Raw genomic sequence first — 26,175 nt, 5'->3', positions numbered from 1 at the left:
GTAATTGGGCTCCCTCGGCCACGACGACGATGTCGTAGCGCCTGTCCCGAGCCCGCTGGCGATATCCGAGTCCGCGCGCCTGCCAGGCGCCGGCGGTCATCATCACCCCTCCGGGCGATAGCGGTTCAGGGAGCGGAACCCCGCGTACCTGAAGCAAGTCGCACCCCCAGGAGGTAAATCTGTGAGGCCGGGAGTTGTGCCGCCCCAGACCGATGCTCGATACGCACCCGGCGACACCTCTCCCCCGCGCACCACCTTCGCGTCCCTGCGAAATCGCAACTACCGCTTGTTCTTCACCGGTCAGGTCGTTTCGAACATCGGGACCTGGATGCAGCGGATCGCACAGGACTGGCTGGTGCTCACCCTCACCGGATCGGCCGCCGCGGTCGGAATCACGACGGCGCTGCAGTTCCTGCCGATGCTGTTGTTCGGGCTCTACGGCGGTGTCCTGGTCGATCGGCTGCCCAAGCGGCCACTGCTGCTGTTCACACAGTCGGCGATGGGCGTGACCGGCCTGGTGCTGGGTGTGCTGACGCTGACCGGTCACGTGCAGGTATGGCACGTCTACGCAACGGCTTTCGCGCTCGGCCTGGTCACCGTGGTGGACAATCCGGCGCGGCAGACGTTCGTCTCGGAGATGGTGGGACCGGATCAGCTGGCCAATGCGGTGAGTTTGAATTCCGCCAACTTTCAATCGGCTCGCCTGGTCGGCCCCGCGGTCGCGGGCGTGCTGATCGGTGCGGTCGGCAGCGGATACGCGTTCGTCTTCAACGGCTTGTCGTTCGTGGCCCCGATCGCGGCTCTGCTGCTGATGCGGACCGCCGAACTGCGGCAGGTCGAGCGCACTCCGCGCGGGAAAGGTCAGCTGCGGGAAGGACTCCGGTATGTCGCGGGCCGGCCCGAACTGCTGTGGCCGATCGTGCTGGTCGGCTTCATCGGCACCTTCGGATTCAATTTCGCCATCTGGCTGACGGCGTTCACCGACACCGTCTTCCATTCCGGCGCCCAGACTTACGGCCTGCTCAATTCGCTGATGGCGGCCGGTTCCCTGGCCGGTGCGCTGCTGGCGGCCCGGCGGGCGACCTCGCGATTGCGGATGCTGGTCGGGGCGGCGATCGTCTTCGGACTGCTGGAGATCGTGGCCGCCATGACCCCGTCCTTCTGGCTGTTCGCGCTGCTGCTGATTCCGATCGGCATGTTCGGCCTGACCGTGAACGTGACGGCGAACTCCTCGATCCAAATGGCCACCGATCCGGCCATGCGCGGGCGCGTGATGGCTTTGTTCATGATGGTTTTCACCGGCGGCACGCCGATCGGCGCGCCCCTGGTCGGCTGGATCACCGACACCTACGGCGCCCGTATCGGTTTCGCGGCGGGCGGCGCGATCTCGGCGCTCGCGGCCATCGCCATCGGCCTGATTCTCACGCGTATCGCGGGTGTGCGATTGCGTGAACTCCGCACCCGCGCCGACTGGCGCGAAGCACTGCATCCCCTGCTGCCGGTGCAGCCGGAAACCGTGCCGCCGGACCCGGCTCCCACGGACCGCGACCGACGGCCGACGCCGGTCGCGGCCTGACCGCTCACGCCGGCGGCGTCACCGTATTCCGCGCCAGCTCGCCCAATTCGGCGAGGAAGTCCCCCGTGGGAACGGGCTTGCCTTCCTTGCCGATCGGCGACGGCTCGAGCGGCACCAGCAGATCATCGCCCGGCGAGTGCAGCCACAACGCCATCACATAGAGCGCGGGGATGCGCAGCAGCCGCAGCTCGTACCCCTTCTTCTCCAATTGCGGCAGCTTGCGGACGACCTTGACGGCCTTGTCGGTGCCGAGCACGAACGGCCCCTCGGTGAACTGCGAAACCTCCTGCGTCCCATCGGCCGCGGGCGCCGTCTCGGCACTGGCGATGACCTGATTCCCGTCGCTGACGAGATACCGCCAGCCCACCGACCGGGCGTGCTCGAGCCCCGCCTCGGCGGCGAGATCATCGAGCCCCATCGTGAAGACCTCGTGCGGCGTGGTCAGCGCGAGCTGCTCCTTGCGCGCGCTCTTCAAAGCTTTGGTGGAGAACTTGCCCCCGTCGGCGAAGGCGTGCAGCCGCCCCTTGACCTTCTCGGGTACCTCGGCGGGCGGTTCGGGCAGTTGCAATGGCATGGCGTGCTCCTCAGCGCTTGGTCTTGTAGGAATGGGTCCAGGTCCCGGTGCCCTGGTAGCGGTTGCGGAAGGCGTCGTCGGTGACGTCCGAGTCCCCGTACCAGGGATCGGCGACGCTGACGTATTCGGTTGCGCCGGAGGTGAATCGGCCCCGCAAAACCATGAAGTGCCCGCCACCGCCGGACCACCCGACCCGCGCCCCGACCGGCGTGGACTGATTCAGCTCGGCGGCCAATTGCACGGTGGTCAACGGCGTCGTCATCTGGTTGAAGTGCCCGACGCGGGTCAGCGCGCGATCCAGCCACCACGGCTGATTGCACGGCGCCGTCGAGGCCGCCCCGCCGCAGCAGTCGTTGCGCCCCACTTCGGCATTGACGACGGTGCACTGCGTCCACGGCGTCGCCGCGTTGAAGTAGGCCGCCACGCTGGTCGAGGTCGCGGCCCAGCACCATTGCGTCTGCTGCTGATGCTGCATCTGGAAGTCGAGCCGCTGATCGGCGAGCGCGAGCACGAACTTCTCGTGAATCCCGCCCTCGGCCGCGAACTGCGCGTTGACGATCCCGCCGCCGCCGGCGCTGTACGCGGTCACCCCGCTGCCGTTCAACCGCAGATACACCTTCGGAAACCCAATGGATTCGAACGAGAACGACCCGTCCGGCTGCGGACTGAGATGGAACTTCTCGTACGGCCCGACTCCCCCGGACCCGTACTGGCAGTTGACGTTTCCACCTCCCGCCTCGGTCTGCGAGGTCACCCCGCTCCCGTCCAGCCGGAGAAACACCTTCGGAAACGCCACCGACTCGAACGCATACGACCCGTCGCTCTGCGCCCGGACCCGGAACTTCTCGTACGACCCCGCCGTGTACTGACAATTGACCCGCCCGCCCCCGGCGTCGGTCGCGCTGGTCACCCCCGTCCCATCCATTCGGATGAACACATTCGCGAAGGCCGTCGACCGTATGGTGATCGGCGTCTCCCCCAAGCTCGCGAGGTCGGCTGCTGACAATGGCATGATGCGCCTTCTTCCGTCCGGCTTATCCCCTTACCCGGCTCGGATCCCCTTGCACTGGTATTGATTTCGTCCATGCCGGTGGGATGCGTCCAGTGCAACGCACCCGCTCCCACCCGAAAAGGGTCTTTGGTCCCGAACCGGACACGCATTAGAAGTTGGCAAACAAGCGAAACCGGTTGGTGTGCAACCGATTTGGTGATCGAGACAAGCTATGCGGGCGCCCCGAGGTCGAATCGGATGCCCGCGCGCAGGATCCGCGTCGCGGGCAATCCGATCATGCCGCGAAAGGTCTCACTGAAATGCGATGGCGTGGCGAACCCCGCGTCCATGGCCGAGCGCGTCAGATCATGCCCGGCCACCGCCCCGCGCACCGTGTGCACCATCCGATTCCAGCGCTGATAGCCGCGAAACGTGGTGCCACACTGCTGGGTGAACAATCGCAGGAAATGCGTGGTCGACAACCCGAGATTGGCGGCCACCTGCTCGGCGCGGAAGGTGCGCGCCGGATCGTCCCGAATCCCGGCGGCGATACGTTCGATACGCGGATCGGCGACGACACCCGCACCCGCGACCGCTCGTTCGTAGATCAGATCCGGATCCACCACCGGCGCCTGGCATAGCTCGATCAATTCCCGCTCCCGCCGATGGCCGAGACCGAAACGTCCGGCGGCAGCGGTCATCTCGCCCCCGATGGCCGCGCCGGGCGCACCCGAGGGATCGATGAACAGCGTCAGAATCCACCCGCTGGTGGCCACGGCGCGCTGGGTCGTCCGGGCGGGCGCGAACGAACTCCCGGTGCTTATCGGCCCGTGTGCGGTGTGCACGATCAGCGGCGCTGCCAAACCGACGCTGAGCATGCCGACCGAGGGCGCGTGCGGGTCGACGCCCAGATCCGGGCCGATATATCCGATATGGCCGGGCCGCACCCACGCCACCGGTGTCCGTGCCGGACCGCAGATTTCCGAAAGCGCGTCGGTGCCCACGCTTGCCAGGGTATCGGTACGCGGCCGGACCACGGCGGTCGCCGCGAAGTCCGGAGGAAGTCATGCGAGGTGTTTCCGAGGTGGTGCGCCCCTATGCGGGCGGGTTCGCCGCGGTGGTGTTGTTCCAACTGATAGGCGCGGTAGCGGGTTTGGCTCCGCTGCTGGCGGTGGCCGAACTGGGCCGGGTGCTGCTGTCGCCCGGCCCGATCGATCACGCTCAGGTCTGGCTGGTGGTGCTGGCGGGTGCGGCCGGATTGCTGGTGCGCCTGCTGTTCACGGCCGCGTCCTCGGGCATCGGTCACCTGCTGGACGGCCGGGTGCAATTGTCGTTGCGCCGCAAGCTGGCCGCACGGCTGGGCCAGGTTCCGCTGGGCTGGTTCGCGCGTCGCCGGACCGGTGAGCTGACCCGATTGGTCGGCGACGACGTGAGCGCAGTGCACCCGTTCATCGCGCACACCCCCGGCGAGCTGATCTCCGCGTTCGTGGTGCCGCTGCTGTCGCTGATCTACCTGTTCGGCATCGACTGGCGGCTCACCCTGATCACCTTGATCCCGGTGGTGCTGGCCGTGGCCCTGGTCCCACTCATGATGACCCCGCCCCGCCTGCGCGAACAGGAAGGCTTCGACGCCGGTATGGACCGGGTCGCCGGCGCGGTCGTGGAGTTCGTGCAGGGCATCGCGGTGGTCAAGGTGTTCGGCGGCGCCGGGCGCGCCCATCACGCTTTCCGCACGGCGGTGGACGATTTCGTGGCCACCTTCTACCGCTGGGTGCGCGGGCTGGCGCCGATCGCGGCGGGTATGCAACTGGTGTTGTCGCCACCGTTCGTGCTGCTGGTGGTGCTCACCGGCGGGTCGGTTCTGATCGTCAACGGATCGCTGACCCCGGTCGATCTGCTGCCGTTCCTGCTGCTGGGGCTGGGACTGACCGCACCGGTGGCCGCCCTGGGCCACGGGTTCGACGACATACAGGCCGCGAACCGGGCGTTAGGTCGCATCCGGGACGTCCTGGACGAACCGTCCCTGCCCGAACCCGCGCATCCCCTTGCGCCACAGGGGCATCGAGTGGAATTGCGTGGCGTGCGCTTCGGCTACGACACCGAACACGAGGTCCTGCGCGGCGTCGATCTGGTACTCGAACCCGGCACGCTCACCGCCCTGGTCGGCCCGTCCGGCGGCGGCAAATCCACCCTCGTCCAATTGCTTCCGCGCTTCTTCGACCCCACCCACGGCTCGATCCGGCTGGGCGGCGTCGATCTGCGCGAACTCGACAGCCGCGAGCTCTACCGCACGGTCTCCTTCGTCTTCCAGGACGTGCGCCTGCTCCGCGCGTCCATCGCGGACAATATCGCCCTCGCCGTCCCGCACGCCGATCCCGAAGCGGTGGTCCGCGCCGCCCGCCTGGCCGGCATCCACGAGCGCATCCTCGAACTCCCCCGCGGCTACGACTCGGTGATCGGAGTGGACGCCGGACTGTCCGGCGGTGAGGCGCAACGCCTTTCGCTGGCCCGCGCCCTGCTCGCCGACACACCGGTGCTGGTGCTCGACGAGGCGACCGCCTTCGCCGACCCGCACACCGAGCAGGCCGTGCGCCGCATGCTGGCGACGCTCGCGGGCAGCCGCACCATCCTCGTCATCGCCCACCGCCTGGAAACCATCGCCGACGCCGACACCGTGGCGGTCCTGGACGACGGCGTCATCGCCGAACAGGGCGCCCCCGCCGAACTATTGGCCCGCGGCGGCAGGTTCGCCGAATTCTGGCACTCGCATCGAGCCGGCGCCGACGAAATCCGTTCCGGCGCACTGCAAGGAGAACTCCGATGATCCGCACGCTGCTTCGTGTACTGGGCCCGGATTACGCGCCCCCGGTCCGCCGCACTGTGGCCCTGATGACGGTGACCGCTGTCGCGGAGGGCCTGTCGTATGCCCTGCTGATTCCCCTGCTGCGCGCCCTGTTCGGTGACCGCCCCGCCGACGCACGGCCCTGGCTCATCGCGTTCGGACTGGCCGTCGCGGGGTTCGCCGTGCTGCGCTATCGCAGCGACCTGTCCGGTTTCCGGGTCGGCACCACGCTGCTGCGCGGCATGTATCACCGCCTCGGCGACCACCTTTCCCGCCTCCCGCTGGGCTGGTACAGCACCGGCCGGACCGGTGAGGTGGCCGTGCTCGCCAGTCGCGGTGTGCTGGAGGCGATGAGCGTCATCGCCCACCTACTGGCCCCGTTCATCGCGGCCACGGTGACACCGCTGACCATCGTGGCCGTCATGCTGGCCGTCGATTGGAGGCTGGGTCTGGCCGCCCTGCTGGCGGTGCCGCTCGTGGTGATCGTTCAGATCTACACCGGGCGCTCCACCGCGGCCGCCGATGCCGCCGGAGCCGAACGCACCCATGAAGCCACCGGCCGGGTCATCGAATACCTGCAAGCCCAACCGGTGCTGCGGGCAGGCGGGCGCACCACCGAACGCTTCGGCCTGCTCGATGACGCACTGAGCGACCTGGAACGCGCCTCGCGCCGCTCCGCCCTCTCGGCGCTGCCCGGCATCCTCGGCCTGACCCTGACCGTGCAAACCGCGTTCACCGCTCTCCTGGTCCTGGCCGCCTACCTGGTCCTGGACGGAAGCATCGGTGCGGCAGCGGTTCTGGCGATCCTGGTGCTGGCCGCCCGCTGCGCCGACCCACTGCTGTCACTGGCCGGAATGGGTGGGCAGCTGCGTGCCGCCCGCGCCGTTCTGACGCGACTCGAAACGCTGCTGCACACCGAGCCGCTCCCGGAGCCTGCGGAACCAGTACGGCCGCAACGCCACGACCTGGAATTCGACGCTGTCACCTTCCGCCACGGCGAGCGCACGGTCATCGACGGTCTGTCGCTGTCGGTGCCGCAAGGCCGGCGGCTCGCCATCGTCGGCCCGTCGGGCGCGGGTAAAACCACGGTGCTGCAACTGCTCGCGCGGTTCCACGACGTGCACGCGGGGTCGGTGCGCATCGGCGGCGTGGACGTCCGCGCCATGAGCACCGAGGACCTGATCTCCAGCATCGCCGTCGTCTTCCAGGACGTATACCTCTTCGACGGCACCATCGAAGACAATGTCCGCCTGGGCAATCCCGGCGCCACCGCGGCCCAGGTACGGGCCGCCGCGGCCGCCGCCCGCCTGGACGAGGTCGTCGACCGGCTCCCCGACGGCTGGTCCACCAAGGTCGGCGAAGGCGGCGCCCGGCTCTCCGGCGGTGAACGCCAACGTGTTTCGATCGCCCGCGCACTCCTGAAGGACGCCCCGATCGTGCTGCTCGACGAGGTCACCTCGGCCCTGGACCCGATCAACGAGGCCGCGGCCGACGCGGGCCTCGAACGCCTGCTGACCGGCCGCACCGTCGTCATGATCGCCCATCGCATGCGCACCGTCCGCAATGCCGACCAGGTCCTCTTCCTCGATCGCGGGCGATTGGTGGAATCGGGCACGCACGAGCAACTGCTGCACCAAGACGGCCGCTACGCCGAGTTCTGGAATCTGTCCCTGGCCCCAGCGGACCTGTGACCCGTACTCCCGAACGACCTCATCGGAAGATGTGGGCGCGTAACCCGGCGGCGGGGGCGTATCCCCGCCGCCGGGCGAGGCGGCCCGCCAAGGGCAGCAGTACTCGCTGTTGCACGGTGATCGGGAGCGTCGCCGCGTAGGTCACCGAACCGGTCGTGCCCAGCATCATCAGCAGATGTAGTAGCCGCAGTTCCTGTTGTGCGTTGACCTTTCCGTCTCGGATGGCCTGGCCCAGCGTCTTGCCGAACGACATCAGCCAGACCGGTCCCGGCGTGTAGAGCGTGCGCACGACGATGGGCCGGTCGGTGTCGTTGTACGGATCGATATGCGGCGCACCGGGCTCGACGGTCAGCACCTCGTCTTTCGTCAGCCGGCCGCCCTTGTGTCCGCACCGATAACGGGCGCTGTCGCCGTCGAGCAGGAACGAATGCTGTGTCGTTCCGAGGTGAATGTGCGCCGGTCCCTTCCCGGTTCCGGGCGGCAGTACCCGCGTCAATCCCAGGTACTGCCTGCCTTCGACGAAGAACCACGGATGCAGTTCCACTCGCGCGCCGTTCGCCCCGGCGTAGATCTCGAAGATCGGCAGATCCCGCCGGAGTTCAGCGCGGGTCGGCATGACGCTCCGGTCTGGGATCGATCTCCGGCTCCGGCACCTCCACCCGGCGCGCGTGCCGGATCGTCTTGTGCGGGAACCGATTCACCACGTGCTTCTCGGCATCGGAACCCGCGTCGACGTACACGTACTCCGGTTTGCGCATCAGCGGCGCCACGATCTCGCGGGCATGGGTCTCGGGATCGTCGAGGTAGCGGCCCAGCACATCGGTGCCGGCCGGGCACACCGCCACGCAATACCCGGCCCGGTACTGCGGTGAGAACGACAGGCTCTGCCACACCGCGAGGGTTTCGCTCGGCGTCACCCGCCGCCGGTAGTCGGCGGCGTCCGCGCTGTCCACCACGTCTTCGACCCAGCCCGCGAAGTTCGACAGTTCGTGGTGATTGTTGTGGGTGTAGCAGGCGTCGAAGTCGAAGCCGCCGTCGGCGTGGATGGCCCCGACCGGGCAGGTGGTCACGCACAGCCCGCAATCGATGCACGGATTCGAGGCGACCGGCGTCGAGTACTCGGTCACCGCATGATCGACGAGGATGGTGCCGAGCACGATGAAGGTGCCGAACCGAGGGTGAATCACATTGCGGTGCAAACCCATCTGGCCCAGTCCGGCCGCGACCGCCACCAGCTTGTGCGACACCACCCAGCTGCGATTGGGGAACCGGTGAATCTCGGCCGGGAACCCCGCGGCCGGATACATCGCCCGCACCCCGTGCCGCTGCAATTCCAGGCAGATGTGCCGGGCCGCCTCGTGCGCCAGCTCCTGCGTGGTCGCCACGTCCCGATTGCTCGCGCTGATCGACCGGCTCTGCAGATTGTCGCGACTGGTGCGCAGGCAGAACCCGATCAACGTGCGAGTGCCCGGCAAAGCTTCCAGGACGTAATCCCTTTCCCCTTCCAGTCCCGGTGTCGCCAGATCCGCGAATCCGACATCGTCGAGCCCGGCGGAGAGGCACAGCTCCCGCAGCCACCCGGCCTCGAGCGACCCGGGTTCGCCGGTGGATTGCCCCGCCTGCTGTGCGAGCGCCGCCGCCACCGTCGGATGCGGCTGCTCCTTCGTCCCCCGCACCACCGGCACATGCAGCCGATTCCAGCGCCGCGCCTCGTCGTTCACAACGCCTCCGGGGCCGCGTCGACATCGTCGGGCGGCATGATCCCGCTGTCCACCTGCCGCACGATCTTGGCCTTGAACCGCTTGCGCACATGGGTTTCCGCATTGGAGCCGGCGCTCACGTAGATGTTCTCCGGTTTGCTCTGCAACGGCCGCAGCACCTGCTGCAGATGCCCCTTGCGATCGGCCAGATACGGTCCGATCACCTCCGATCCGGCCGGGCACACCGCCACGCAATACCCCGATCGATACTGCCGCCGCGACTGCATCGTCGTCTCGCGCGGGCTCATGCGCTCGGCGTAGTCGCCGGCATCGGCGCTGTCGGCCATGGTTTCGGCCCAGTCGGCGAAATTGTTCACGAACTGGTTGTAGGTATGCGTGTAGCAACTGTTGAAGTCGAAACTGCCGTCATTGTGAATGGCCCCCACCGGGCAGGCCGCCACGCACAAATAGCAGCCCAGGCACGGATTCCATTCGATGGGCCGGTTGTACGGCGCGATCACCGCATCGGTGAGCACCGTGCCCAGCCCGATGAAGCTGCCGAACCGCGGATGGATCACGCAGCGGTGAATCCCCATATGCCCCAACCCCGCCGCCACCGCGACCGGCTTGTGCGAAACCGTCCAGCCCCGGCTGGGCAGCCGCTGCACCTCCACCGGGAACGTCACCGACGGATACAGCGCGCGATAGCCCCGATCCTGCAACGCCAGGCTGATCCGGTGCCCGATCCGATCCAGCACCGGTATGGCCGTATCGATTTCGGTGTTCACGCTGCTCGCCGCCCGGCTCCGGAAATTCTCCCGCGTCACCCGCACGCACACCGCGATCAGCGACCGGGTACTCGGAAGCGCCTCGCGCACATACTCGACCTCGCCCTCGAGGCCCGGGGTCTCCAGCGCCACGAACCCGACGTCCTCGGCCCCCGCCTCCAGACAGACCTGCCGTAACTCGGCCGCATCCAATATTTCGGACATGCCACTACCTCCTGCGGATACAGACTCCGCGCGCCACCGGAATTCATCGGTGTGGAAGCAGGAATCGGCCGCACGAGCCAGCACCGACATTCATTATCGATGCAGCCCAGCGAAAGTGGCAGCGGGACGCACCGGTTCACCGGTTGTTTGCTGACAAGATCGCGGGTAGCCTCGTGCCGCAATGGACTAGCGACCTACCCGAAGGGTGTATCGAATGGTTCCTTGCCGCCGGGAGCCGGCATGAATGCCGCAAAGCTGCCCAGACGTTTCGTGGTTCACATCGATTTCGGTTCGGGCCCAAAGCATCTCACCGCCAGCTACACGGCCCCCGCCGACATCATCGCCCGCTTCGCCCCCGCCCTGCGTCAATGGAATCCCGACTACCGCGTCGAGATCGAACCGATCGACCCGGATGCCGAAAACTTGCCGCCCGGCCTGCCCACCTGGCGCCTGTTCGCCTGGGACGAGCCGGACGCCGCACCCGGCGTCTAGAACCGGCGTTGCGCCTCGCCGAGTGATATCGAGACCAGGTCACCGGCGGTGAGACAGGAGCTGTCGAAGACGACCCGGTTCTCGGTGTCGGTGACCGTGGCGCCGTAGCCGCTGCCGGCGGAAGCGTGGAAGTGCACGTAGCCCTCCGGTGCGATCACAGCAGGCGGCGTACCGAGCGAGCAATCCGCGATCAGGGTGGGGCCGGGTGCTCCGGCCAGGTCGAAGTCGTAGCGGAGGACGTCCGATTCGGCGTCCACGGTGAGGTATTCGATCCGCGTCGCGAAATCGCCGCGCCGGACGATGACCCGGTAGACGCCGGGTTCGGGGAAGCGGTGCGATACGCCTGCATCGATGGTGCTCATGCTGCGTTCCTAGGTCCGTGGAATTCCTGCGGGTATTCCGGATTCCCAGCCTGCTGCGATCGTTCGCCGCGCACACGAGTAGTCGCGTACTCGTTTTCGGGCCTATTCGGCGCGGTACCGCTCCACGAACCCGCGCAGGATGCGCTGCGGTGCGACGATGACCTCCCGATGGCCGATCGCGGTCAGCTGCTCGGCCTCGCTCGGATCGAAATATCCTTGGTCCCGGTAGATTTCGATGCGCAGCGCCAGGCCGTGACCGTCCAGCTCGGGATGGAACTGGGTCGCGTAGACGTTCTCGCCGACCCGGATCATCTGCACCGGGCACTCGCGCGAACTGGCCAGCAGCACGGCCCCCGGCGGCACCTCTTGACAGGCCTCCTTATGCCCGGCGAACGCGCGGAACGCGGCGGGCAGGTCGCGGGTGAGCGGATCCTCCCGCGCCTGCGCCGTGAGCTCGATGGTCAGCGGCCCCGCCGACTCCGCGAACCGCTCCTCGCTGACCCGCCCGCCGAGCACCTCGGCCAGAATGCTCAGCCCGTAGCACGCCCCGAGATACGGCAGATCCCGCCGCACCACCTCGACCAGCACCTTCTTCAACTTGGGCTCGAACAACAGCTGATACGGATACTTCTTGTCCTCGGGATTGCTGACATTGCTCGGCCCGCCGCCGACGATCACGCCCCAGAACTCGTCGAGGTCGAGATCGGGCAGTTCGTGATTCATCTCGATCCGCGTCACCTGCGCGGCCCGCAACCCACCGGCCTCGAGGATCGCCTCGTATTCCTGATCCGAGGCCGCTTGCTCCGGGCGTAACTGCAGCAGTAGACAGCGCTTGGCCATGGCACACATTGTCAGCGTTTCCGACCGGTCTCTCTCGAATATCGCCCGCCCGGGTGAGCCGATGCGGGCGGCCTGCTATGCTGCGTGCAGAAATCTTCACCGCGGGGAAGTTCGAGTTATCTGTAACCGGCGGTTACACTAAAATCTCCTCCTCCGCGACACTCTCGGAAGTCTCGCAATCCGGCTCATTCCTCCCGTTCCTCGTCCAGCGACGGGAACACCGTCTCACGCAGTAGCACCAGCAGCGCCGCCGCCACCGGAATCGCCAGCAGCGCGCCCGTGATGCCGAGCAGCGCCCCGCCGAGCAATACCGCCACCACCGTGATCACCGCGGGCACCTGCACCGTGCGCCCGATGATGCGCGGCACCAGCAGATAGTCCTCGACCATGCGCAGCACGATGAAGAACACCACCGTCGCGATGGCCACCGGCAGCGAAACCGTCAGTGCGACAAGGGCGACGATGATCCCGGCCAGCGTCGAACCGACGGCGGGAATCAGATCCAGCACCGCCACCAGCACCGCCAGAATCAGCGGATACGGCACGTGGAACGAGTACAGCCAGCAGAACGTCAGCACGGCGGTGATCAGCGAGATGAGCACATTGCCGAGGATGTAGCCGCCGACTTTGGCGAAGATGGCGTCGCCGAGCAGGATGGCGCGCGGTCGCCGCTCGCGCGGGAACAGACGATAGACCGAGGCCCGGATGCGGGGGAAGTTCGCCATGAAATAGACGGTGAGCACCAGCACGATCACCGTCGAGGTGAGCAGGCTGAACACCGTGCGGCCCGCGTTCAGCACCCCGCCGGCCACATCGCTCGAATTCTGGGTCAGCGTGCGCTGCACCCGATCCTGCAGCTGAAACCGGGTATTCAGTTCCGCCACCAGGGGATACCGCTCGCCCAGGTGCGCCACCGTGTCCGGTGCGTGGTGCAGCAGGCCGCGCCCCTGGGTGACCAGCGGCGTGATCGCGGCCGCCAGGAAGCCCGCCAACAGTCCCACCATGACCAGGAACACCGTGGTGACCGCCGCCCAGCGCGGAAACCACGGCCGCACCAGCCAGGACACCGCCGGTTCCAGCCCGATCGCCAGGAACAGCGCGATCCCGATCAGCGTCAGCACCTGCCCGGCCGCCAGCACCGCCTGGATCAGCGCATAGGTGGTGGCCACCCCCGCCGCGCCCATCACGCCGATCATGAACGGGGACCGCCGGTCGAACTTGCGTCCCGGCCGGCCCAGCGGATGCCGGGACGAACGGGCCTGCGCCGCTTCGGCTTCCGCCTCCAGAATGGGCTCGCCCTCGGCGCGGGTATGCGGTTGCGCGATGACGTCCTGATGCCCCGGGGCGCCCGCGTGCTCGTCACCCGTCGCGTTCACCGTCGATCCTCTCCGTGCCGGCTCGGGCACGGAGCCGGTCGTGCTCGCAGCGCGTCGCCGGGGCAGCCCTCGGAGCCGCGTCGTTGTGCCTGCTCAGGCAGTAGCCGGTCGCGGCGGCCACAAACCGGTGGGAGTCCCGCGACGCGATCGGTGATTCAGCGATCGCGATAGGCCACCAGGTGCGCCAGCGCGACGAGATCCCCGGCCTGCGGTTCGGGCGGTAAGGCGGCCAGCGCGGTGTCGAGCGCGGCGGCGGCGCGGACCAGGGTGCGTTGCCGCCCACCGGCCGCCTCGACCAGATCCGCCGCGCGGGCCGCCCGGGCCGGGGTCATCGGCTGACGTGACTGGTACATGCGTGCCAGCTCACGTCCCGCCCCGGTGCCGGAGGCGAGCGCGCACACCACCGGGAAGGACTGCTTGCGATGAATCAGGTCGCTGTGGGCGGGCTTTCCGGTCACCGCCGGATCGCCCCAGATATCGATGGCGTCGTCGACGAGCTGGAACACCAGGCCGAGCTGGCAGCCGAAGGTGTGCAGGGCGGAAACCACGGCGTGGTCGGCGCCCGCGCACAGGGCGCCGAGCGCACAGGCGCAGCCCAGCAGCGCACCGGTTTTCCCGGCCGCCATGTTCAGGTATTCGTCCTGGGTCACGGTGGCGCGGGTTTCGAATGCGCAGTCCTCGTACTGGCCCCGGCACAGGGTGAGGGTGGCGCGGGCCAGCCGGATCACGGCCTCGCCGCAGACCTCGTCGGGAACACCGTCGGACAGGACGCCCAGCGCGAGCGCCTGCAGCGCGTCGCCCAGCAGGGTGGCATTGGTCTCGCCCCAGATCCGCCAGACGGTCGGACGGCCGTGGCGCATCGGATCGGTGTCCATGACGTCGTCGTGGACCAGCGAGAAGTTGTGCAGCAGTTCGACGGCGGCCGCGGCGTGCCGGGCCGATTCGACCGTCCCGCCGCAGGCCGCCGCGGCGGCGAAGGTCAGCGCCGGCCGCAATGCTTTGCCTTGTGTGCCGGTGGTTTCCGCGCCGTGTTCGTCGCACCAGCCGAAGTGGTAACCCGCCATCAGGTCCAGGGGTTCGGCCAGGGAGTTCACCGCCGCGCGCAGCACCGGATCGATGGCGGTTCGCGCGCGGGCCAATTGGCGGCGCGCGGCCCGATCGCCGAGACCGTGGTCCCGGGCGTCGGGCGAGGGCTTTCCGGGTTCGCCTGTGCGCTGGCAGGTTTCGGTGCGGGCGGCCACGACCGGACGGGATCGTCCCCAGCGCCGTTTGCCGTCGGGATGCTGTCCCGCAATGGTTTCGGCTGATTTCGGCAATCGCATGTTCGGCCCCGCTCGCTCGGACACGGCCGCCGCTGCCACCCGTCGGGGAAACGTGGGCGGCCATGCGTGGAAGCCCATCCTCCCACCTGGGGCGGAGTTCCCGGGCCGGAGCACGGATCTCGGTTCGGCAACGGCCGGTGCGAACGGGTCTCGGGTCGGTGAACCGGGCAATAGCGACGATCCGGACGTTTGGCTGATCTATCAGCATGTTCTCCCGCTATGCGCGATCCTGGAGGTATGTCCGGACAGGTGATGTCGGGAACGCGGGGCGCACTGTTCGGTGTGGCGCTCGGAATCGCGCTCGTCGCAGCCGCATTGGTGTGGGCCGCGGTGAATGTGCGCGGGCTGGCCGGCACCGAACGGGTGGACGGCATCGTCACCGCGGACTCCCAGGGCAGCGCGCGCATCGTCGAATACACCGCGGCCGACGGCAAGCAGTACACCACCCGCACCACGGTGAGCACCGTGCTGCACCACTACCGCACCGGTGATCGCGTCCCCGTGGCCTACGATCCCGCCGACCCCGCGCACGCCCGCCTGGCCGACTTCACCACGGTCTATTCACCTTCGGTGTTCATCGGCGGTTTCGGATTGCTCTTCGCGGCCGCCGCCGGCTGGGGTTATCGCAGCGCCCGCGCCCGCCGCCAGCTGGGCGCGTGGCTGGACGGCAACGGCCGCGAGATCTGGATTCCGGCCCAGCACGCCCGCGTTCAGATCACCGCCCGCGACTCCAGCACCGGCCGGCCGACCCGCTTCAGCGTGAACGTGTACTGGGTCGACAAACCCACCGGCCGCACCTACACCGCCGACAGCGACCCCCTCGACACCGACCCCACCCCTCTGCTCGCCACCGGCCACCCGGTCCGGGTCCTGTACGACCCGGCGAACCCCACCCGCAATCGCCTTGCCCTGCAACCGGAACCGCACGAACACTGACGACCGGTCTGGACGAGATGCATTGCATCCCGGGATCTTTGGGAAAACACAAGATCAGCCGCAGGACTTCCGTACGCTGGCGCTCCGACCCAGCACACGTTTTCGCACCACGGAGGCATCATGCTGTCCCTGCAGGAGATCTCGGACCGTTTCGAAATCGAGGACCTCATGGTCCGGTACTCGCACGCGGTGGACACCCACCAGTGGGACCTGCTGGACGAGATCTTCACCCCCGACGCGCATATCGACTACACCGCCATGGGCGGGCCCGCCGGGGATCTGGAATCGACCAAGAAGTTCCTGGCGGGCGTGATGCCGCACTTCTCGGCGTTCCAGCACCTGCTGGCCAATTCCTCGGTCCGGGTGGACGGCGACCACGCCACCGCCCGCACCATGTGCCACAACCCGATGCTCGTGGCCGGTTCCGACGGGCACACCCAGCTCATGCTGTGCGGCCTGTGGTACCACGACACCTTCGTGCGGCTGGACGGACGGTGGCGGATCAAACAGCGGGTCGAGGAGAAGAGCTACATGTTCGTGGCCGCGCCCGCGGTGTCGAGCAACTGATCGAACAGCTGCCGGTACCCGCGCAGCGCCTGGCGCAGTTCCTCGGTGTCGTCGTGTTCCGCACGCGCCCACCGGTTCTCGAGCGCCTGCCGGCGCTGCGCGTAGGTCTCGGTCAGCTGCTGGATGGTGCCTTCGACCAGACCGTTCGCCCGGGTCACCGCATCGCGCGGGTCGTCGACGAACATGGTCTGCACCTCGCGCCATTCGTCGCGCAGGCGACCCAGATCGGCTTCCGCGAGCACCCGCTCGCCGCCGTTCCCGCCGGGATGTCCCGTGCCGGAGTGCGGATTCGATTGCGCGACCGGGTTATCCGCCCGCTCGCCGCCGGGATCGGGCGCGACCTGAGCGCCGCCCGGCGACCCGCCGCGGCCCAGCTCTCCGGGCATCCCCTCGTGCGGTGGAGGGGTCCCGCCGTGCCGCTGCGGTTCGGTGAATCCATGCTGTCCCGCCTGCGGATCACCCGGCGTCGGCCGCAGCTCACCGGTCTCCGCGTCCCGTCGTGCCCGCGTCTGATCCGGCTCGCCCGCCGGCATCTCCTGCCCGGGCCGCATCACCTGCCGGTCGGGAGCGTCGTCCGCGCGCAGCCGCGCGTCCACCTCCGGTTGCGCCTGTCCCGCCTCGGGTTCGGGCTGATTGCGGCGGTCCCTGCTGATCTTCATGATTCCGTCCTCTACTTCCGATGTGCGGGCTGCCCGGCGTCGCGGCCGTCCAGCAGATCCACGAACAGCGCGCGATAGGAGACGATCGCCGAGCGCATATCCTCGGTCGACGCCTCACCGCGCCCGGCCCGGCCCGCGATCTCGTGCGCGGTCCGGTACTCCTCGAGCGGCCGCGCGTGCGTCACCGACAGATCCGCCACCTGCTGGTCGTAGCTGCCGGTCGGATAGCCGCGCTCACCCATCACCCGGGTCAGCAGCTGATCCGCCGCGCCGAGCGCACCGGCCGGATCGTCGATGAACTGCTCCTGCACCTGCGCGAATTGCAGTCCGTAGCGCCGCTTCTCGTCCTCGGTGAGCTCGCGCAGCTCGAGCTGCTCGTGCCGCTTCTCCCGCTCGGTCAGCTCGCGTTCGGCGACCTTCCGGTTCTGTGCCTCCGCCACGGTCCGGTCGTATTCCGGTCCGAACCGGTCCCGCAACCTGCGGCTCCGCATGCGCGGCAGCAGCGCCAGCGCGACCACCGCCAGAATCGCGATGATCACCACAATGACGATCACCGTCCACAAAGCGCCCGACATCCGTTCCTCCTAGCCGAGTTCGTCGTTCTGCCGACGCAATGCCTCGCTGGAAGATCGTCAAACGTGCCGGGAGCGCCTGCTATTCGCCGCGCAGCAGCGGAATGAGCGGCGCGAACCGTTCCATATTGTGCTCGAGGACGCTGAAGTAGTTGAAGCCGAAGCGATCCCGGCGCTGCTGCAGGGCGGCGGCCATCTCGTCGAGGCGGCCGATGAGCAGGGTCGGAATATCGGCGGGATCGTCGGCGAGGCCGAAGGGCAGGTGGGTGGTGAGGCGTTCCAGCGCCGCGTCGCGGTCCTCCGGTTCCACCACGGCCTGGATCAGCAGGTTCAATTCGACCCGGTCGCCGCGCGCGCCGAGCAGTTCGCGCACGTAGTCGGTCTTCTTGGCGGTGGTGGCGGAATCGGCGAGGCTGATGTGCCCGCTGTCGGCGGCGTGCCCACCGGTGAAGGCGATGATGTCGGCGCGCTCGGCGGCCAGGCGCAGCACCCGTTCACCCCAGCCCGCGATGAGCAGGGGCGGACCGCCCGGTTGCGCGGGGGCCGGCTGGTATTCGGGGTTCGTGAACAGCTCGCGGAGGGTGCCGATGGTGTGTTCCAGATGCCGGACCCGCTCCCCCGCGGACGGGAACGGGATTCCCGCGGCATCGAATTCGGCTTGCACGTAGCCCGCACCCAGCCCGAGCTCCACCCGGCCGTCGGTCAGCTGATCCAGTCCCGCCACGTCCCGCGCCAGCAGCACCGGATTATAGAAAGGAGTATTGAGCACGAACGTGTTCAAGCGCGGCCGCTCGGTCACCGACGCCGCCAGCATGAGCGCGGGAAACGGCGCCGGCAGGTTGAGATGGTCCGGCACGCCGATGACGTCGTAGCCGAGTTCCTCGGCGCGGCGGCATTTCTCGATCCAGGCGGCCCGCGAGCCGGGGACGGTGAGGTTAACGCCGAAGCGGAAGGGAAGCACCATGGATTCCTGTCTACCAGCCTGATTCGCCGCCCGCGGGCTGCGCGAACGCAGACTCGGCGAACACTGCGAAGCGAACTCGGCGGAATTAACGCGCGCAGTGCCCGGAATTGGGCTGCACGCGATGGGGGCACGCGCCATCATGGGGTATCGCAAGTCCGGCTGCCCGCGAGGAGATTGTGCGATGACGCAGGTGCCCGCTCGCTCGGAGCATCGTGCCGAGCTGGAGAAGGCGTGGGCGCGCTGGGCCACCGGGATGGGCAAGGCGACCGGTCGCCCCCGCCAGCTCGATGCCGTGCCCACGCTGCGCCACGAAGTGGTGGAGTCCTGGGAACGTTCGCTACGCACGGTCGATCCCGCCCGCGCCGTCGCCCCGGCCACCGATCGCGACGAATTGGGTTCGCGCTGGGCCGAATCGCCGCTGCGCACCCCGGTCACCGAACTGGCGGGCGAGCTGCGCGCCATCACCGAGGACGCGGGCATGATCGCGGTGGTCACCGACGAGGTCGGCACCGTGCTCTTCAGCTGCGGCGACCGGTCGGTGCGCCGCCGGGCCGAAACCGTCAACCTCGCCCCCGGCGGCTGCTGGGACGAACCGTACATGGGCACCACCGGCGTCTCCATGTCCCTGCACACCGGTCGCCCCGGATCCGTCTGGGCCGCAGAGCATCTGGTGGAGGCCCTGCACGGCTGGGTCTGCTACTGTGCGCCGATCCGCGCCGCCGACGGCCGGCAACTGGGCGTGCTGGATCTGTCGACGTATTGGGACCGCGCGCATCCGCTGATCCTCACCACCGTGCGCGCGCTGGTCACCGCCATCGAATCCCGTGTGCACGTGGAACAGTCGCGCCCCGCGCCCCGCACCCGTCTGGAGTGCCTGGGCCGCCCGCACCTGTACAAGGCGGGGAAACCGGTCGCCATGCGCCCGCGCCAGCTGGAGATCCTCACCCTGCTGGCGCTCGAACCCGAGGGCTTCACCGCGGAACGCCTGCGCGAGGCCGTCTACGGCGACCGATCCGTCGCGGCGAGCACCCTGAAGGCCGACGTCTCGCGCCTGCGCCAGGCCACCGACGGCCAGATCGCCGACCGCCGCTACATGCTCACCGAGCCCATCGGCTGCGATGCGGTGGAACTGCTGGCCGCGCTGGAAGCCGGTGATCTCACCACCGCCGTGCGCCTGTATCGCGGTCCGCTGCTACCGGATTCCGATATCCCGGGCATCGTGCAATGGCGCGAGCATCTCGACGTCTGCCTGCGCACCGCCGTGCTGGCCGACCGCAATCCCGAGCACGCCCTGCGCTTCGGCCAGCGCTGCCCCGACGATATCGAGATCCACGAGCACGCCATGCTGCTGCTGCCGCCCGGCGACAGCCGCCGCGCCCTGGCCGCCGCGCGCCTGCACACCGCTACTAAAGGCTGAGCCGCAACGCTTTCCGGACGCCGACGCGGCGCCAACCGGGTTGCAGTGACCTGCCTACTTTTCACCAACCCAGCGGCAACCTGCCGCCAACCACACCGGTTCATAGTGACCCCCGTCACCGCAGCATTGCGATCAGGAGCCGCGCCATGATCTATGCAAAACCGGGCGCCGACGGCAGCATCGTCGCCTATAGCCGCCGCTACGACAACTTCATCGGCGGCGACTGGAAAGCCCCGATAGAAGGCCGTTACTTCGACAATCCCTCGCCCATCGACGGTGAAACCTTCTGCGAGGTGGCGCGTTCCGGGGCGGCCGATATCGATATGGCGCTCGAGGCCGCGCACCGGGCCACGGCGACCTGGGGTGCCACGTCGGTGACCGAACGTGCCAATATCCTGAACAAGATCGCCGACCGGATCGAGGAGAACCTGGAGCGGCTGGCGGTCGCCGAGACCTGGGAGAACGGCAAGCCCGTCCGCGAGACCCTCGCCGCGGATCTGCCGCTGGCGGTCGACCATTTCCGCTACTACGCGGGAGCCGTTCGCGCACAAGAGGGTTCGCTCTCGGAGATCGACGCGGACACCGTCGCCTACCACTTCCACGAACCGCTCGGCGTGGTCGGGCAGATCATTCCGTGGAACTTCCCCATCCTGATGGCGGCCTGGAAACTGGCGCCCGCGCTGGCCGCCGGCAACTGCGTCGTCATCAAGCCCGCTGAACAGACCCCGGCCTCACTGCTGCTGGTCGTCGAGCTCATCGCCGATCTGCTGCCGCCCGGAGTTCTCAACGTGGTCAACGGATTCGGCGTGGAAGCGGGCAAGCCGCTGGCGTCCAGCCCGCGGGTGGCCAAGATCGCCTTCACCGGTGAGACCACCACCGGGCGGCTCATCATGCAGTACGCGAGCGAGAACATCATCCCGGTCACCCTGGAGCTGGGCGGCAAATCGCCCAATATCTTCTTCCCCGATGTGGCCGCGGCCGACGACGACTTCCTGGACAAGGCGGTCGAAGGGTTCGTCATGTTCGCGCTCAACCAGGGCGAGGTGTGCACCTGCCCGTCGCGGGCGCTGATCCATTCGTCCATCTATGACGAGTTCCTGGCACGCTGTATCGAACGCACCAAGGCCATCAAGGGCGGTAACCCGCTCGACGATTCGACCATGATCGGCGCACAGGCCAGCAACGATCAGTACGAGAAGATCCTGTCCTACATCGATATCGGCCGCAAAGAGGGCGCGCGGGTGCTCACCGGCGGCGAGATGCGCAAGGTCGAGGGCTACCCCAACGGGTTCTATATCGAGCCGACCATCTTCGAGGGCCGCAACGATATGCGGATCTTCCAGGAGGAGATCTTCGGACCGGTGGTCGCGGTGACCCGGTTCGACAGCGAAGCCGAAGCGATCACCATCGCCAACGACACCCTCTATGGGCTCGGCGCGGGCGTCTGGTCGCGGGACGGCAGCACCGCCTATCGGGTCGGGCGCGCCATCAAAGCCGGTCGGGTGTGGACGAATTGCTTCCACGCCTATCCCGCACACGCCGCGTTCGGCGGTTACAAGAAGTCCGGCATCGGCCGCGAGACGCACAAGATGATGCTGGACCACTATCAGCAGACCAAGAACCTCTTGGTCTCGTACGCACCGAAGAAGCTGGGGTTCTTCTGATATGAAGACGGGTTCCGTGTCCAGGGTGAGCATCACCGAGGCGGCCGCCGACGTGTTGCAAGGGCTCATCTCCCACCACGGCCCGGTGATGTTCCACCAATCCGGCGGCTGCTGTGACGGCAGCTCCCCGATGTGCTACCCGCTGGGCGAGTTCCGCGTCGGTGCGGCCGACGTACTACTGGGCCGCGTCTTCCCGGACACCGCGTTCTGGATGAGCGCCGACCAATACGAATACTGGCGGCACACCCACCTCACCGTCGATGTCGTTCCCGGCAGAGGCGGCGGATTCTCCCTCGAAGCGCCGGAAGGCGTCCGATTCATCATCCGGTCGAGACTATTCACCGATACCGAGACGGCGGTGTTGGAAGCGGCTCCCGCTCCGCCCAGAGGCATCGACTTGACCGGATGAGAAGCGGTGGTGCGGCCGGTTTCTCCGGGCCGGCCGCACCACCGCGCCCCTACTCCGCTTTCGGGGCGACGCCCGTGCCCAGCCACGCCGTCGTGGACAGCGCTTCGCCCGGGGTGTAATGCGCCTCGAGGTGGTCGATCATGGCCTGCTCCTGGGCTTTCCAGACCGCCGGATCGGTGGTGCTGCGAGCCATGTGCATGGGCGCGCTCCCCCGGGTGAGCTTGTCCCACAACTGCCGGGCCGACACATAGGCGAAGGATTCGGTGTGCGGGCGCACGGTTACCTCGGTGAAACCGGCTGCCCGCAGCTCCCGCTCGAACACCTCCGGATTCTCCAGGGTGAGCGGATTCGGTTGCGGCACCGCGAATTCCGGATTCCCGGCGTGCACCGCCTCGTACAGCAGCGTCATCAGCGGCGAATCGGCGACCGGCGCCCAGCTCGACACCACCGCCAGCCCGCCGGGCCGCAGCACCCGGCGCAGTTCGGCGAAGCCGCGGGCGCGATCGGGGAAGAACATCAGGCCGAAGATGGAGAACGCGACGTCGAAACGCCCCGAGGCGTAACGCAATTCCTGTCCGTCGCCGACCCCGGTCAGCAGGTTGGTCGTCCCCGCCCGCATGATGGCGTGCCGCAGCCGCCGGATCATGGCCTCGGAGAAATCGACCGCGACGACCTCGCGCACCATCGGCGCGGCGAGCAGGGCCAGGGTGCCCGGGCCGGTGGCGACGTCGATGATCTTGGTATTGCGCGCCGGCGCGGCCAGCCGCAGCGCCTCGACCGCGAACGGCCGCATCAGGTCGGTCATCACATCGTCGTAGCCGTCGGCGATATCGTCCCAGGGCGTGGGCGCGGCCAGCGGGTTGTCCGGCATCGGCATTCCTTTCGACCGGCCCCAGCCTACGCAGGGCCGGGGCGGCCGGCAGCGTGCCCTAGCGACCCGGCAGGAAGCGGATGCCGCGCGCCAGCGTCATCAGCAGCGGCTGCCACTTCTCCTGCGAAAGCAGCGGCGGCGGATCGAGATTCAGGAACCGGGTGACCACGACGGTCTGCGGTTCGGTGAACTTGAGCAGCCCGTCGGGACCGTGCCGGCGGCCCACGCCGGAGATCCCCATGCCGCCCATGGGTGCGCCGGTGGTGCCCCAGGCGGGCGCGTAACCCTCGTCGACGCAGACGGTTCCGGCGTGCAGGCGTTCGGCGATGCGCTCGCCCGCGGACTTGCTCTCCGCCCAGACGCTGGCGTTCAGGCCGTAGGCGGTGTCGTTGGCGCGGGCGATGGCCTCTTCCACATCGGCCACCGGGTAGATGGAGACCAGCGGGCCGAAGGTCTCGTTGCGGCCGCACTCCATCTCGTCGGTGACGTCGGCGAGCACGGTGGGCTCGTAGAACAGCGGACCCAGATCCGGGCGGGCATTGCCGCCGGTGAGCACCTTCGCGCCCTTGGAGACCGCGTCGGCGACATGCTTGGTGACCGTCTCCAGCTGGGCATTGGAGATCAGCGAGCCCATATCGGCCGAGAAGTCGTAGGCCACACCGAGTTTCGCTTCCTTGACCGCGGCCACGAACAGGTCGGTGAATTCGGCGGCCACCGACTGCTCCACGTAGAGCCGCTCGATGGAGATGCACAGCTGCCCGGCATTGGAGAAGCACGCGCGCACCGCGGCCTTGGCGGCCTTGTCGAGCTTCGCGCCCTTGGTGACGATCATCGGGTTCTTGCCGCCGAGCTCGGCGGAGAACCCGATCAGCCGCCGCCCACACTGTTCGGCCAGGGTGCGGCCGGTCTCGGAGGAACCGGTGAACATCAGGTAGTCGCAGGAGTCCACGATGGCGGTGCCGACCACGGTGCCGGGTCCGGTCACCACCGCGAACAGATCGCGCGGCAGCCCGGCGCGGGCGAGCAGTTCGGCATTGGCCAGCGACGAATACGGCGTCTGGCTGTCCGGTTTCACGACCACGCCGTTACCGGCGAGCAGCGCCGGGATGGAATCGCCGATCGAGAGCAGCATCGGGTAGTTCCAGGGCGCGATCACCCCGACCACGCCCTTGGGCACATGCCGCACGGCCGCGCGATTGAGCACCGGGAACGCGCCGGGCACACTGTGCGAGGTCAGCAATTGCGGTGCGACGCGGGCGAAATAGCGGGCCGCGAACATCAGCCCCATGATCTCTTCCTGGGCCGCCCAGCGCGCCTTGCCGGTCTCGGCCTGCACGATGTCCATCAGGTATTCGCGGTTCTCGACCACCAGCTCGCGATACCGCTCGAACACCTCGGCCCGCGCCTTCGGCGTGCGCGCCGCCCATTCCACCTGCGCCGCACGGGCTTTGGCCATGGCCTCGGCGACGTCCGCGGCGGTGCCGACCGGCACGGTGCCCAGGGTCTGTCCGGTGAAAACCTCGGTGATCGCTCGATTCTCGCGGTCCTGGGTGGTATCCACCGCCGCGAAGGTCCGCAGACGTTCGAACACCGCGGGTGCCGGGACGGGCATCGTCGCCTCCTACTTACAAGTAACTTGCCGGTACACACAATCTACCCCGGCGGGCGGGCCCTGGATGCCGACTACCGAACTCGGGCCGGTCGGGTCGGGTTTCGGGCCGGAAATGTCGATTCGGCGCGGCTCCGGTGGGGAGCCGCGCCGAATGCGCTGTTCGAGTTGGATATCAGGGCTTCAGCACGCACGGGTCGGTGGGCAGCAGGCCCCGGTTGACCACGTTGTTGCCGATCTGCACCGTCACCTTCGACTCGACCGGGGTCAGGCCGTTGGCCGAGATCTTGACGGTGAAGGCCTGGGTCTCGGTGGTGGCCGCGATGCACTTCGCGCTCCAGGAGATCGACTTGCCGTCGGCGGCGATCGAGAAGGCGACGTAGTCCTTCTTGGGTTCGGTGCTGGTGACCAGTTCGATCTTCGGCGTCACGCCGGCCGGGGCGTCGACCAGATCGGCGATCGGGGTCTCGGCCTGGCCGTTGGTGTTCACCGACGCGGTGTCCTGCTTGGCGACCAGCTGCCCGGTGGCGCCGCCGACCGGCAGGGTGGTGGTCAGGGTGTTGGACGAGGCGTTCGACTGGAACGCGCCGTTCGGGGCGAAGCCCTTGACCTCCGCCTCGCTGGAGATGGCGGTATTGGCGGCGGTCTTGCTGTCGACCATCACGGTCATGGTGGCCGAGGCGCTCTTGGTCTTGGTCACCTCGCCGAGGGTGAACTGCACCTTCTTGCCCTGCAGGTTGCCGCCGGACTGGTAGGTGGTGCTCTGCGGAACCGTCAGCTCCGCAATCACATTGGTGAACGAGTCGTTGCCGGTGGTGCTGACGGTCAGCGTGCAGGCGACCTCGTCGCCGGGGAACAGGCTGCCGGGCGTCTGCACGTCCTTGCACTCGTACTTGGTGGTGGGGGTCGCCACGGCGTAGGCCGGAGCGGTCCCGAACTGGAGCCCGGCGGCCGCGAGCGCGAACGTCGAGGCGACCATCACGGCCCGTTTCAGCGCGGGCTTGGGGGCACTGGTCATTGTCTTTCACCTTCCTGGTCGGTTGATCGCCCCCGCGCTGTGTGCGGTTCCGATCACCCTTGCTCTCTGCTGCACCCAGGTTCGGCGGACCGACTCTGCATCCACCAATGAACGACTAACGGCCCAGCATCCGACCGGTTTGCCCGTTTCAAAAATTGATCTGTAACTCCCCGCGCGTGGCTGACGAAGAATCCCGCAGCAGTACCACCGAATAGCAACCATCGAGTTCACCGTTCGGAAGGGATTGTTCTTCATGCGCAGCTTCACGTATCGGGTCGCGGCTCTCCTCGCGACCGCAGCTCTGGTCACCGTCCCGCTCGCGGGCACGGCCCAGGCCGAAGATCCGGCGCCACTGTATTTCCGGGCCGGCACCTTCAGCTGCTCCATCGCATCCGACGGCACCGTCGGCTGCGATCTCGCCGCTTCGGCTTGGCTGACGATGAGGGTCGGCCAGGTCGATATCCCGCTCCCGTTCCAGGTCACCCAGATCGTCATCGACGTCCCCTGGGCCCCGGGACACCCGGGTTTCGCCCCCGGCGCCTACACCATGGCCGGCGGCAACCCGAGCATCGATCAGGTGGCGACGGGCAGTGATACGTGGGGACCGTGGGTGGAGCACGCCGGCGCGAAGTGCGCCGTGGGATTCCACGGCAGTTTCTCCTGCACCAGCAAGGGACACACCTTCGCCCGGTACGGTTCGGCCATGTCGGCCAGCTGAAACCCGGAAAGCC

General features: G+C 68.1%; 26 protein-coding genes. 10 read left to right on the top strand and 16 right to left on the bottom strand.

Annotation, left to right across the window (positions count from 1 at the left end; genetic code table 11):
- Positions 1-181: 181 nt before the first annotated feature.
- On the top strand, positions 182-1,576 hold the full coding sequence (locus NY1_RS05080) for an MFS transporter (protein ID WP_218028310.1): 1,395 nt from the start codon (positions 182-184) through the stop codon (positions 1,574-1,576).
- A gap of 4 nt (positions 1,577-1,580) precedes the next feature.
- Here NY1_RS05080 and NY1_RS05075 read toward each other — a convergent pair whose 3' ends face one another.
- The 3 genes from NY1_RS05075 to NY1_RS05065 all read right to left on the bottom strand — a co-directional run bounded on the left by NY1_RS05075 (position 1,581) and on the right by NY1_RS05065 (position 4,145).
- Positions 1,581-2,150 carry a hypothetical protein gene (locus NY1_RS05075; RefSeq protein ID WP_067708965.1) on the bottom strand — a complete coding sequence of 190 codons (570 nt, stop codon included), beginning with the start codon at positions 2,148-2,150 and terminating at the stop codon, positions 1,581-1,583.
- A gap of 10 nt (positions 2,151-2,160) precedes the next feature.
- Positions 2,161-3,162 (bottom strand): papain-like cysteine protease family protein, encoded by a 1,002-nt coding sequence (locus NY1_RS05070; protein WP_084534662.1) that lies wholly within the window; start codon positions 3,160-3,162, stop codon positions 2,161-2,163.
- Between the two features lie 209 nt (positions 3,163-3,371).
- Entirely contained in the window at positions 3,372-4,145 is a 774-nt protein-coding gene (locus tag NY1_RS05065; RefSeq protein ID WP_067708962.1) for a helix-turn-helix transcriptional regulator, read from the bottom strand.
- Positions 4,146-4,207: 62 nt separating this feature from the next.
- Between NY1_RS05065 and NY1_RS05060 the strand changes: the two genes are divergently transcribed.
- Complete coding sequence (locus NY1_RS05060; RefSeq protein ID WP_067708961.1) at positions 4,208-5,965, top strand: ABC transporter ATP-binding protein; 1,758 nt, start codon at positions 4,208-4,210, stop codon at positions 5,963-5,965.
- Positions 5,962-7,674 carry an ABC transporter ATP-binding protein gene (locus tag NY1_RS05055; protein WP_067708959.1) on the top strand — a complete coding sequence of 571 codons (1,713 nt, stop codon included), beginning with the start codon at positions 5,962-5,964 and terminating at the stop codon, positions 7,672-7,674. The genes NY1_RS05060 and NY1_RS05055 overlap by 4 nt, the downstream gene beginning before the upstream one ends.
- Positions 7,675-7,693: 19 nt before the next feature.
- On the opposite strand, the gene NY1_RS05050 is transcribed toward NY1_RS05055, so the two are convergent.
- From NY1_RS05050 to NY1_RS05040, 3 genes are read right to left on the bottom strand one after another with little or no spacing between them, the layout of a single operon-like run.
- Positions 7,694-8,290, bottom strand: a complete 597-nt coding sequence (locus NY1_RS05050) for a cupin domain-containing protein (RefSeq protein ID WP_067708957.1) — start codon at positions 8,288-8,290, stop codon at positions 7,694-7,696.
- Positions 8,274-9,395 carry a 4Fe-4S binding protein gene (locus NY1_RS05045; protein WP_067708955.1) on the bottom strand — a complete coding sequence of 374 codons (1,122 nt, stop codon included), beginning with the start codon at positions 9,393-9,395 and terminating at the stop codon, positions 8,274-8,276. The genes NY1_RS05050 and NY1_RS05045 overlap by 17 nt, the downstream gene beginning before the upstream one ends.
- The gene (locus NY1_RS05040; RefSeq protein WP_067708954.1) at positions 9,392-10,366 is read right to left on the bottom strand and encodes a 4Fe-4S binding protein; all 975 of its coding nucleotides are present in this window, start codon (positions 10,364-10,366) and stop codon (positions 9,392-9,394) included. Before NY1_RS05040 ends, NY1_RS05045 begins: the two co-directional genes overlap by 4 nt.
- 240 nt (positions 10,367-10,606) lie before the next feature.
- Between NY1_RS05040 and NY1_RS05035 the strand changes: the two genes are divergently transcribed.
- Complete coding sequence (locus tag NY1_RS05035) at positions 10,607-10,858, top strand: hypothetical protein (RefSeq protein WP_067708953.1); 252 nt, start codon at positions 10,607-10,609, stop codon at positions 10,856-10,858.
- On the opposite strand, the gene NY1_RS05030 is transcribed toward NY1_RS05035, so the two are convergent.
- From NY1_RS05030 to NY1_RS05015, 4 genes are all read right to left on the bottom strand, one after another.
- Positions 10,855-11,220, bottom strand: coding sequence for a hypothetical protein (locus NY1_RS05030; protein WP_067708951.1), 366 nt, complete (start codon positions 11,218-11,220; stop codon positions 10,855-10,857). The two genes, NY1_RS05035 and NY1_RS05030, sit on opposite strands and share 4 nt — an antisense overlap.
- A 102-nt stretch (positions 11,221-11,322) precedes the next feature.
- Complete coding sequence (locus NY1_RS05025) at positions 11,323-12,060, bottom strand: glutamine amidotransferase (RefSeq protein WP_067708949.1); 738 nt, start codon at positions 12,058-12,060, stop codon at positions 11,323-11,325.
- Between the two features lie 185 nt (positions 12,061-12,245).
- On the bottom strand, positions 12,246-13,466 hold the full coding sequence (locus NY1_RS05020) for an AI-2E family transporter (RefSeq protein WP_439955994.1): 1,221 nt from the start codon (positions 13,464-13,466) through the stop codon (positions 12,246-12,248).
- A gap of 125 nt (positions 13,467-13,591) precedes the next feature.
- The gene (locus NY1_RS05015; protein ID WP_084534661.1) at positions 13,592-14,758 is read right to left on the bottom strand and encodes a polyprenyl synthetase family protein; all 1,167 of its coding nucleotides are present in this window, start codon (positions 14,756-14,758) and stop codon (positions 13,592-13,594) included.
- A 237-nt stretch (positions 14,759-14,995) separates the two neighbouring features.
- On the opposite strand from NY1_RS05015, the gene NY1_RS05010 reads away from it, so the two are divergent.
- Together NY1_RS05010 and NY1_RS05005 are read left to right on the top strand one after the other, a co-directional pair.
- Positions 14,996-15,694 (top strand): DUF3592 domain-containing protein, encoded by a 699-nt coding sequence (locus NY1_RS05010; RefSeq protein WP_067708946.1) that lies wholly within the window; start codon positions 14,996-14,998, stop codon positions 15,692-15,694.
- A 120-nt stretch (positions 15,695-15,814) separates the two neighbouring features.
- Positions 15,815-16,261: a nuclear transport factor 2 family protein gene (locus tag NY1_RS05005; protein WP_067708944.1), complete on the top strand. Its 447-nt coding sequence runs from the start codon at positions 15,815-15,817 to the stop codon at positions 16,259-16,261.
- On the opposite strand, the gene NY1_RS05000 is transcribed toward NY1_RS05005, so the two are convergent.
- The 3 genes from NY1_RS05000 to NY1_RS04990 form a co-directional block, all read right to left on the bottom strand.
- Positions 16,222-16,920, bottom strand: coding sequence for a hypothetical protein (locus NY1_RS05000; protein WP_067708942.1), 699 nt, complete (start codon positions 16,918-16,920; stop codon positions 16,222-16,224). The two genes, NY1_RS05005 and NY1_RS05000, sit on opposite strands and share 40 nt — an antisense overlap.
- Before the next feature lie 11 nt (positions 16,921-16,931).
- Positions 16,932-17,495, bottom strand: a complete 564-nt coding sequence (locus NY1_RS04995; protein ID WP_233434210.1) for a hypothetical protein — start codon at positions 17,493-17,495, stop codon at positions 16,932-16,934.
- Between the two features lie 79 nt (positions 17,496-17,574).
- Positions 17,575-18,456 carry a TIGR03621 family F420-dependent LLM class oxidoreductase gene (locus NY1_RS04990; protein ID WP_067708940.1) on the bottom strand — a complete coding sequence of 294 codons (882 nt, stop codon included), beginning with the start codon at positions 18,454-18,456 and terminating at the stop codon, positions 17,575-17,577.
- A 181-nt stretch (positions 18,457-18,637) separates the two neighbouring features.
- Between NY1_RS04990 and NY1_RS04985 the strand changes: the two genes are divergently transcribed.
- From NY1_RS04985 to NY1_RS04975, 3 genes are all read left to right on the top strand, one after another.
- Positions 18,638-19,873, top strand: coding sequence for a sigma-54-dependent transcriptional regulator family protein (locus NY1_RS04985; protein WP_067708938.1), 1,236 nt, complete (start codon positions 18,638-18,640; stop codon positions 19,871-19,873).
- 146 nt (positions 19,874-20,019) lie between these two features.
- Positions 20,020-21,537 carry an aldehyde dehydrogenase gene (gene adh, locus NY1_RS04980; protein ID WP_067708936.1) on the top strand — a complete coding sequence of 506 codons (1,518 nt, stop codon included), beginning with the start codon at positions 20,020-20,022 and terminating at the stop codon, positions 21,535-21,537.
- 1 nt (position 21,538) lies between these two features.
- On the top strand, positions 21,539-21,946 hold the full coding sequence (locus tag NY1_RS04975; protein WP_067708934.1) for a DUF779 domain-containing protein: 408 nt from the start codon (positions 21,539-21,541) through the stop codon (positions 21,944-21,946).
- Positions 21,947-21,995: 49 nt separating this feature from the next.
- Here the strand turns inward: NY1_RS04975 and NY1_RS04970 are convergent, their stop codons facing one another.
- The 3 genes from NY1_RS04970 to NY1_RS04960 all read right to left on the bottom strand — a co-directional run bounded on the left by NY1_RS04970 (position 21,996) and on the right by NY1_RS04960 (position 25,444).
- Positions 21,996-22,817, bottom strand: coding sequence for a class I SAM-dependent methyltransferase (locus NY1_RS04970; RefSeq protein WP_067709189.1), 822 nt, complete (start codon positions 22,815-22,817; stop codon positions 21,996-21,998).
- Between the two features lie 58 nt (positions 22,818-22,875).
- A complete protein-coding gene (locus NY1_RS04965) occupies positions 22,876-24,429 on the bottom strand; it encodes a succinic semialdehyde dehydrogenase (RefSeq protein WP_067708932.1) in 1,554 nt (517 codons plus the stop codon).
- 172 nt (positions 24,430-24,601) lie between these two features.
- Positions 24,602-25,444 carry a DUF11 domain-containing protein gene (locus tag NY1_RS04960; protein ID WP_067708931.1) on the bottom strand — a complete coding sequence of 281 codons (843 nt, stop codon included), beginning with the start codon at positions 25,442-25,444 and terminating at the stop codon, positions 24,602-24,604.
- A gap of 253 nt (positions 25,445-25,697) precedes the next feature.
- Here NY1_RS04960 and NY1_RS04955 point away from each other — a divergent pair, with 253 nt between their 5' ends.
- Entirely contained in the window at positions 25,698-26,162 is a 465-nt protein-coding gene (locus NY1_RS04955) for a hypothetical protein (protein WP_157762042.1), read from the top strand.
- Positions 26,163-26,175 lie beyond the last annotated feature (13 nt).

Origin of the sequence: Nocardia yamanashiensis NBRC 100130 (assembly GCF_001613325.1) — a bacterium.
GTDB lineage: Bacteria > Actinomycetota > Actinomycetes > Mycobacteriales > Mycobacteriaceae > Nocardia > Nocardia yamanashiensis.
The sequence above is the reverse complement of the archived record's forward strand: the minus strand, read 5'-3'. Positions and strand labels throughout refer to the sequence as shown.

Bases quoted from the DNA above. Each gene is read 5' to 3' on its own strand.
- NY1_RS05050 (WP_067708957.1), bottom strand. From the start codon at position 8,290: ATGCCGACCCGCGCTGAACTCCGGCGGGATCTGCCGATCTTCGAGATC.
- NY1_RS05025 (WP_067708949.1), bottom strand. From the start codon at position 12,060: ATGGCCAAGCGCTGTCTACTGCTGCAGTTACGCCCGGAGCAAGCGGCC.
- NY1_RS05030 (WP_067708951.1), bottom strand. From the start codon at position 11,220: ATGAGCACCATCGATGCAGGCGTATCGCACCGCTTCCCCGAACCCGGC.
- NY1_RS04995 (WP_233434210.1), bottom strand. From the start codon at position 17,495: ATGTCGGGCGCTTTGTGGACGGTGATCGTCATTGTGGTGATCATCGCG.
- NY1_RS04975 (WP_067708934.1), top strand. From the start codon at position 21,539: ATGAAGACGGGTTCCGTGTCCAGGGTGAGCATCACCGAGGCGGCCGCC.
- NY1_RS05070 (WP_084534662.1), bottom strand. From the start codon at position 3,162: ATGCCATTGTCAGCAGCCGACCTCGCGAGCTTGGGGGAGACGCCGATC.
- NY1_RS05055 (WP_067708959.1), top strand. From the start codon at position 5,962: ATGATCCGCACGCTGCTTCGTGTACTGGGCCCGGATTACGCGCCCCCG.
- NY1_RS04985 (WP_067708938.1), top strand. From the start codon at position 18,638: ATGACGCAGGTGCCCGCTCGCTCGGAGCATCGTGCCGAGCTGGAGAAG.
- NY1_RS05040 (WP_067708954.1), bottom strand. From the start codon at position 10,366: ATGTCCGAAATATTGGATGCGGCCGAGTTACGGCAGGTCTGTCTGGAG.
- NY1_RS04965 (WP_067708932.1), bottom strand. From the start codon at position 24,429: ATGCCCGTCCCGGCACCCGCGGTGTTCGAACGTCTGCGGACCTTCGCG.
- NY1_RS05000 (WP_067708942.1), bottom strand. From the start codon at position 16,920: ATGAAGATCAGCAGGGACCGCCGCAATCAGCCCGAACCCGAGGCGGGA.
- NY1_RS05010 (WP_067708946.1), top strand. From the start codon at position 14,996: ATGTCCGGACAGGTGATGTCGGGAACGCGGGGCGCACTGTTCGGTGTG.
- NY1_RS05075 (WP_067708965.1), bottom strand. From the start codon at position 2,150: ATGCCATTGCAACTGCCCGAACCGCCCGCCGAGGTACCCGAGAAGGTC.
- NY1_RS04990 (WP_067708940.1), bottom strand. From the start codon at position 18,456: ATGGTGCTTCCCTTCCGCTTCGGCGTTAACCTCACCGTCCCCGGCTCG.
- NY1_RS05035 (WP_067708953.1), top strand. From the start codon at position 10,607: ATGAATGCCGCAAAGCTGCCCAGACGTTTCGTGGTTCACATCGATTTC.
- NY1_RS05060 (WP_067708961.1), top strand. From the start codon at position 4,208: ATGCGAGGTGTTTCCGAGGTGGTGCGCCCCTATGCGGGCGGGTTCGCC.
- NY1_RS05005 (WP_067708944.1), top strand. From the start codon at position 15,815: ATGCTGTCCCTGCAGGAGATCTCGGACCGTTTCGAAATCGAGGACCTC.
- adh (WP_067708936.1), top strand. From the start codon at position 20,020: ATGATCTATGCAAAACCGGGCGCCGACGGCAGCATCGTCGCCTATAGC.
- NY1_RS04960 (WP_067708931.1), bottom strand. From the start codon at position 25,444: ATGACCAGTGCCCCCAAGCCCGCGCTGAAACGGGCCGTGATGGTCGCC.
- NY1_RS04970 (WP_067709189.1), bottom strand. From the start codon at position 22,817: ATGCCGGACAACCCGCTGGCCGCGCCCACGCCCTGGGACGATATCGCC.
- NY1_RS05015 (WP_084534661.1), bottom strand. From the start codon at position 14,758: ATGCGATTGCCGAAATCAGCCGAAACCATTGCGGGACAGCATCCCGAC.
- NY1_RS04955 (WP_157762042.1), top strand. From the start codon at position 25,698: ATGCGCAGCTTCACGTATCGGGTCGCGGCTCTCCTCGCGACCGCAGCT.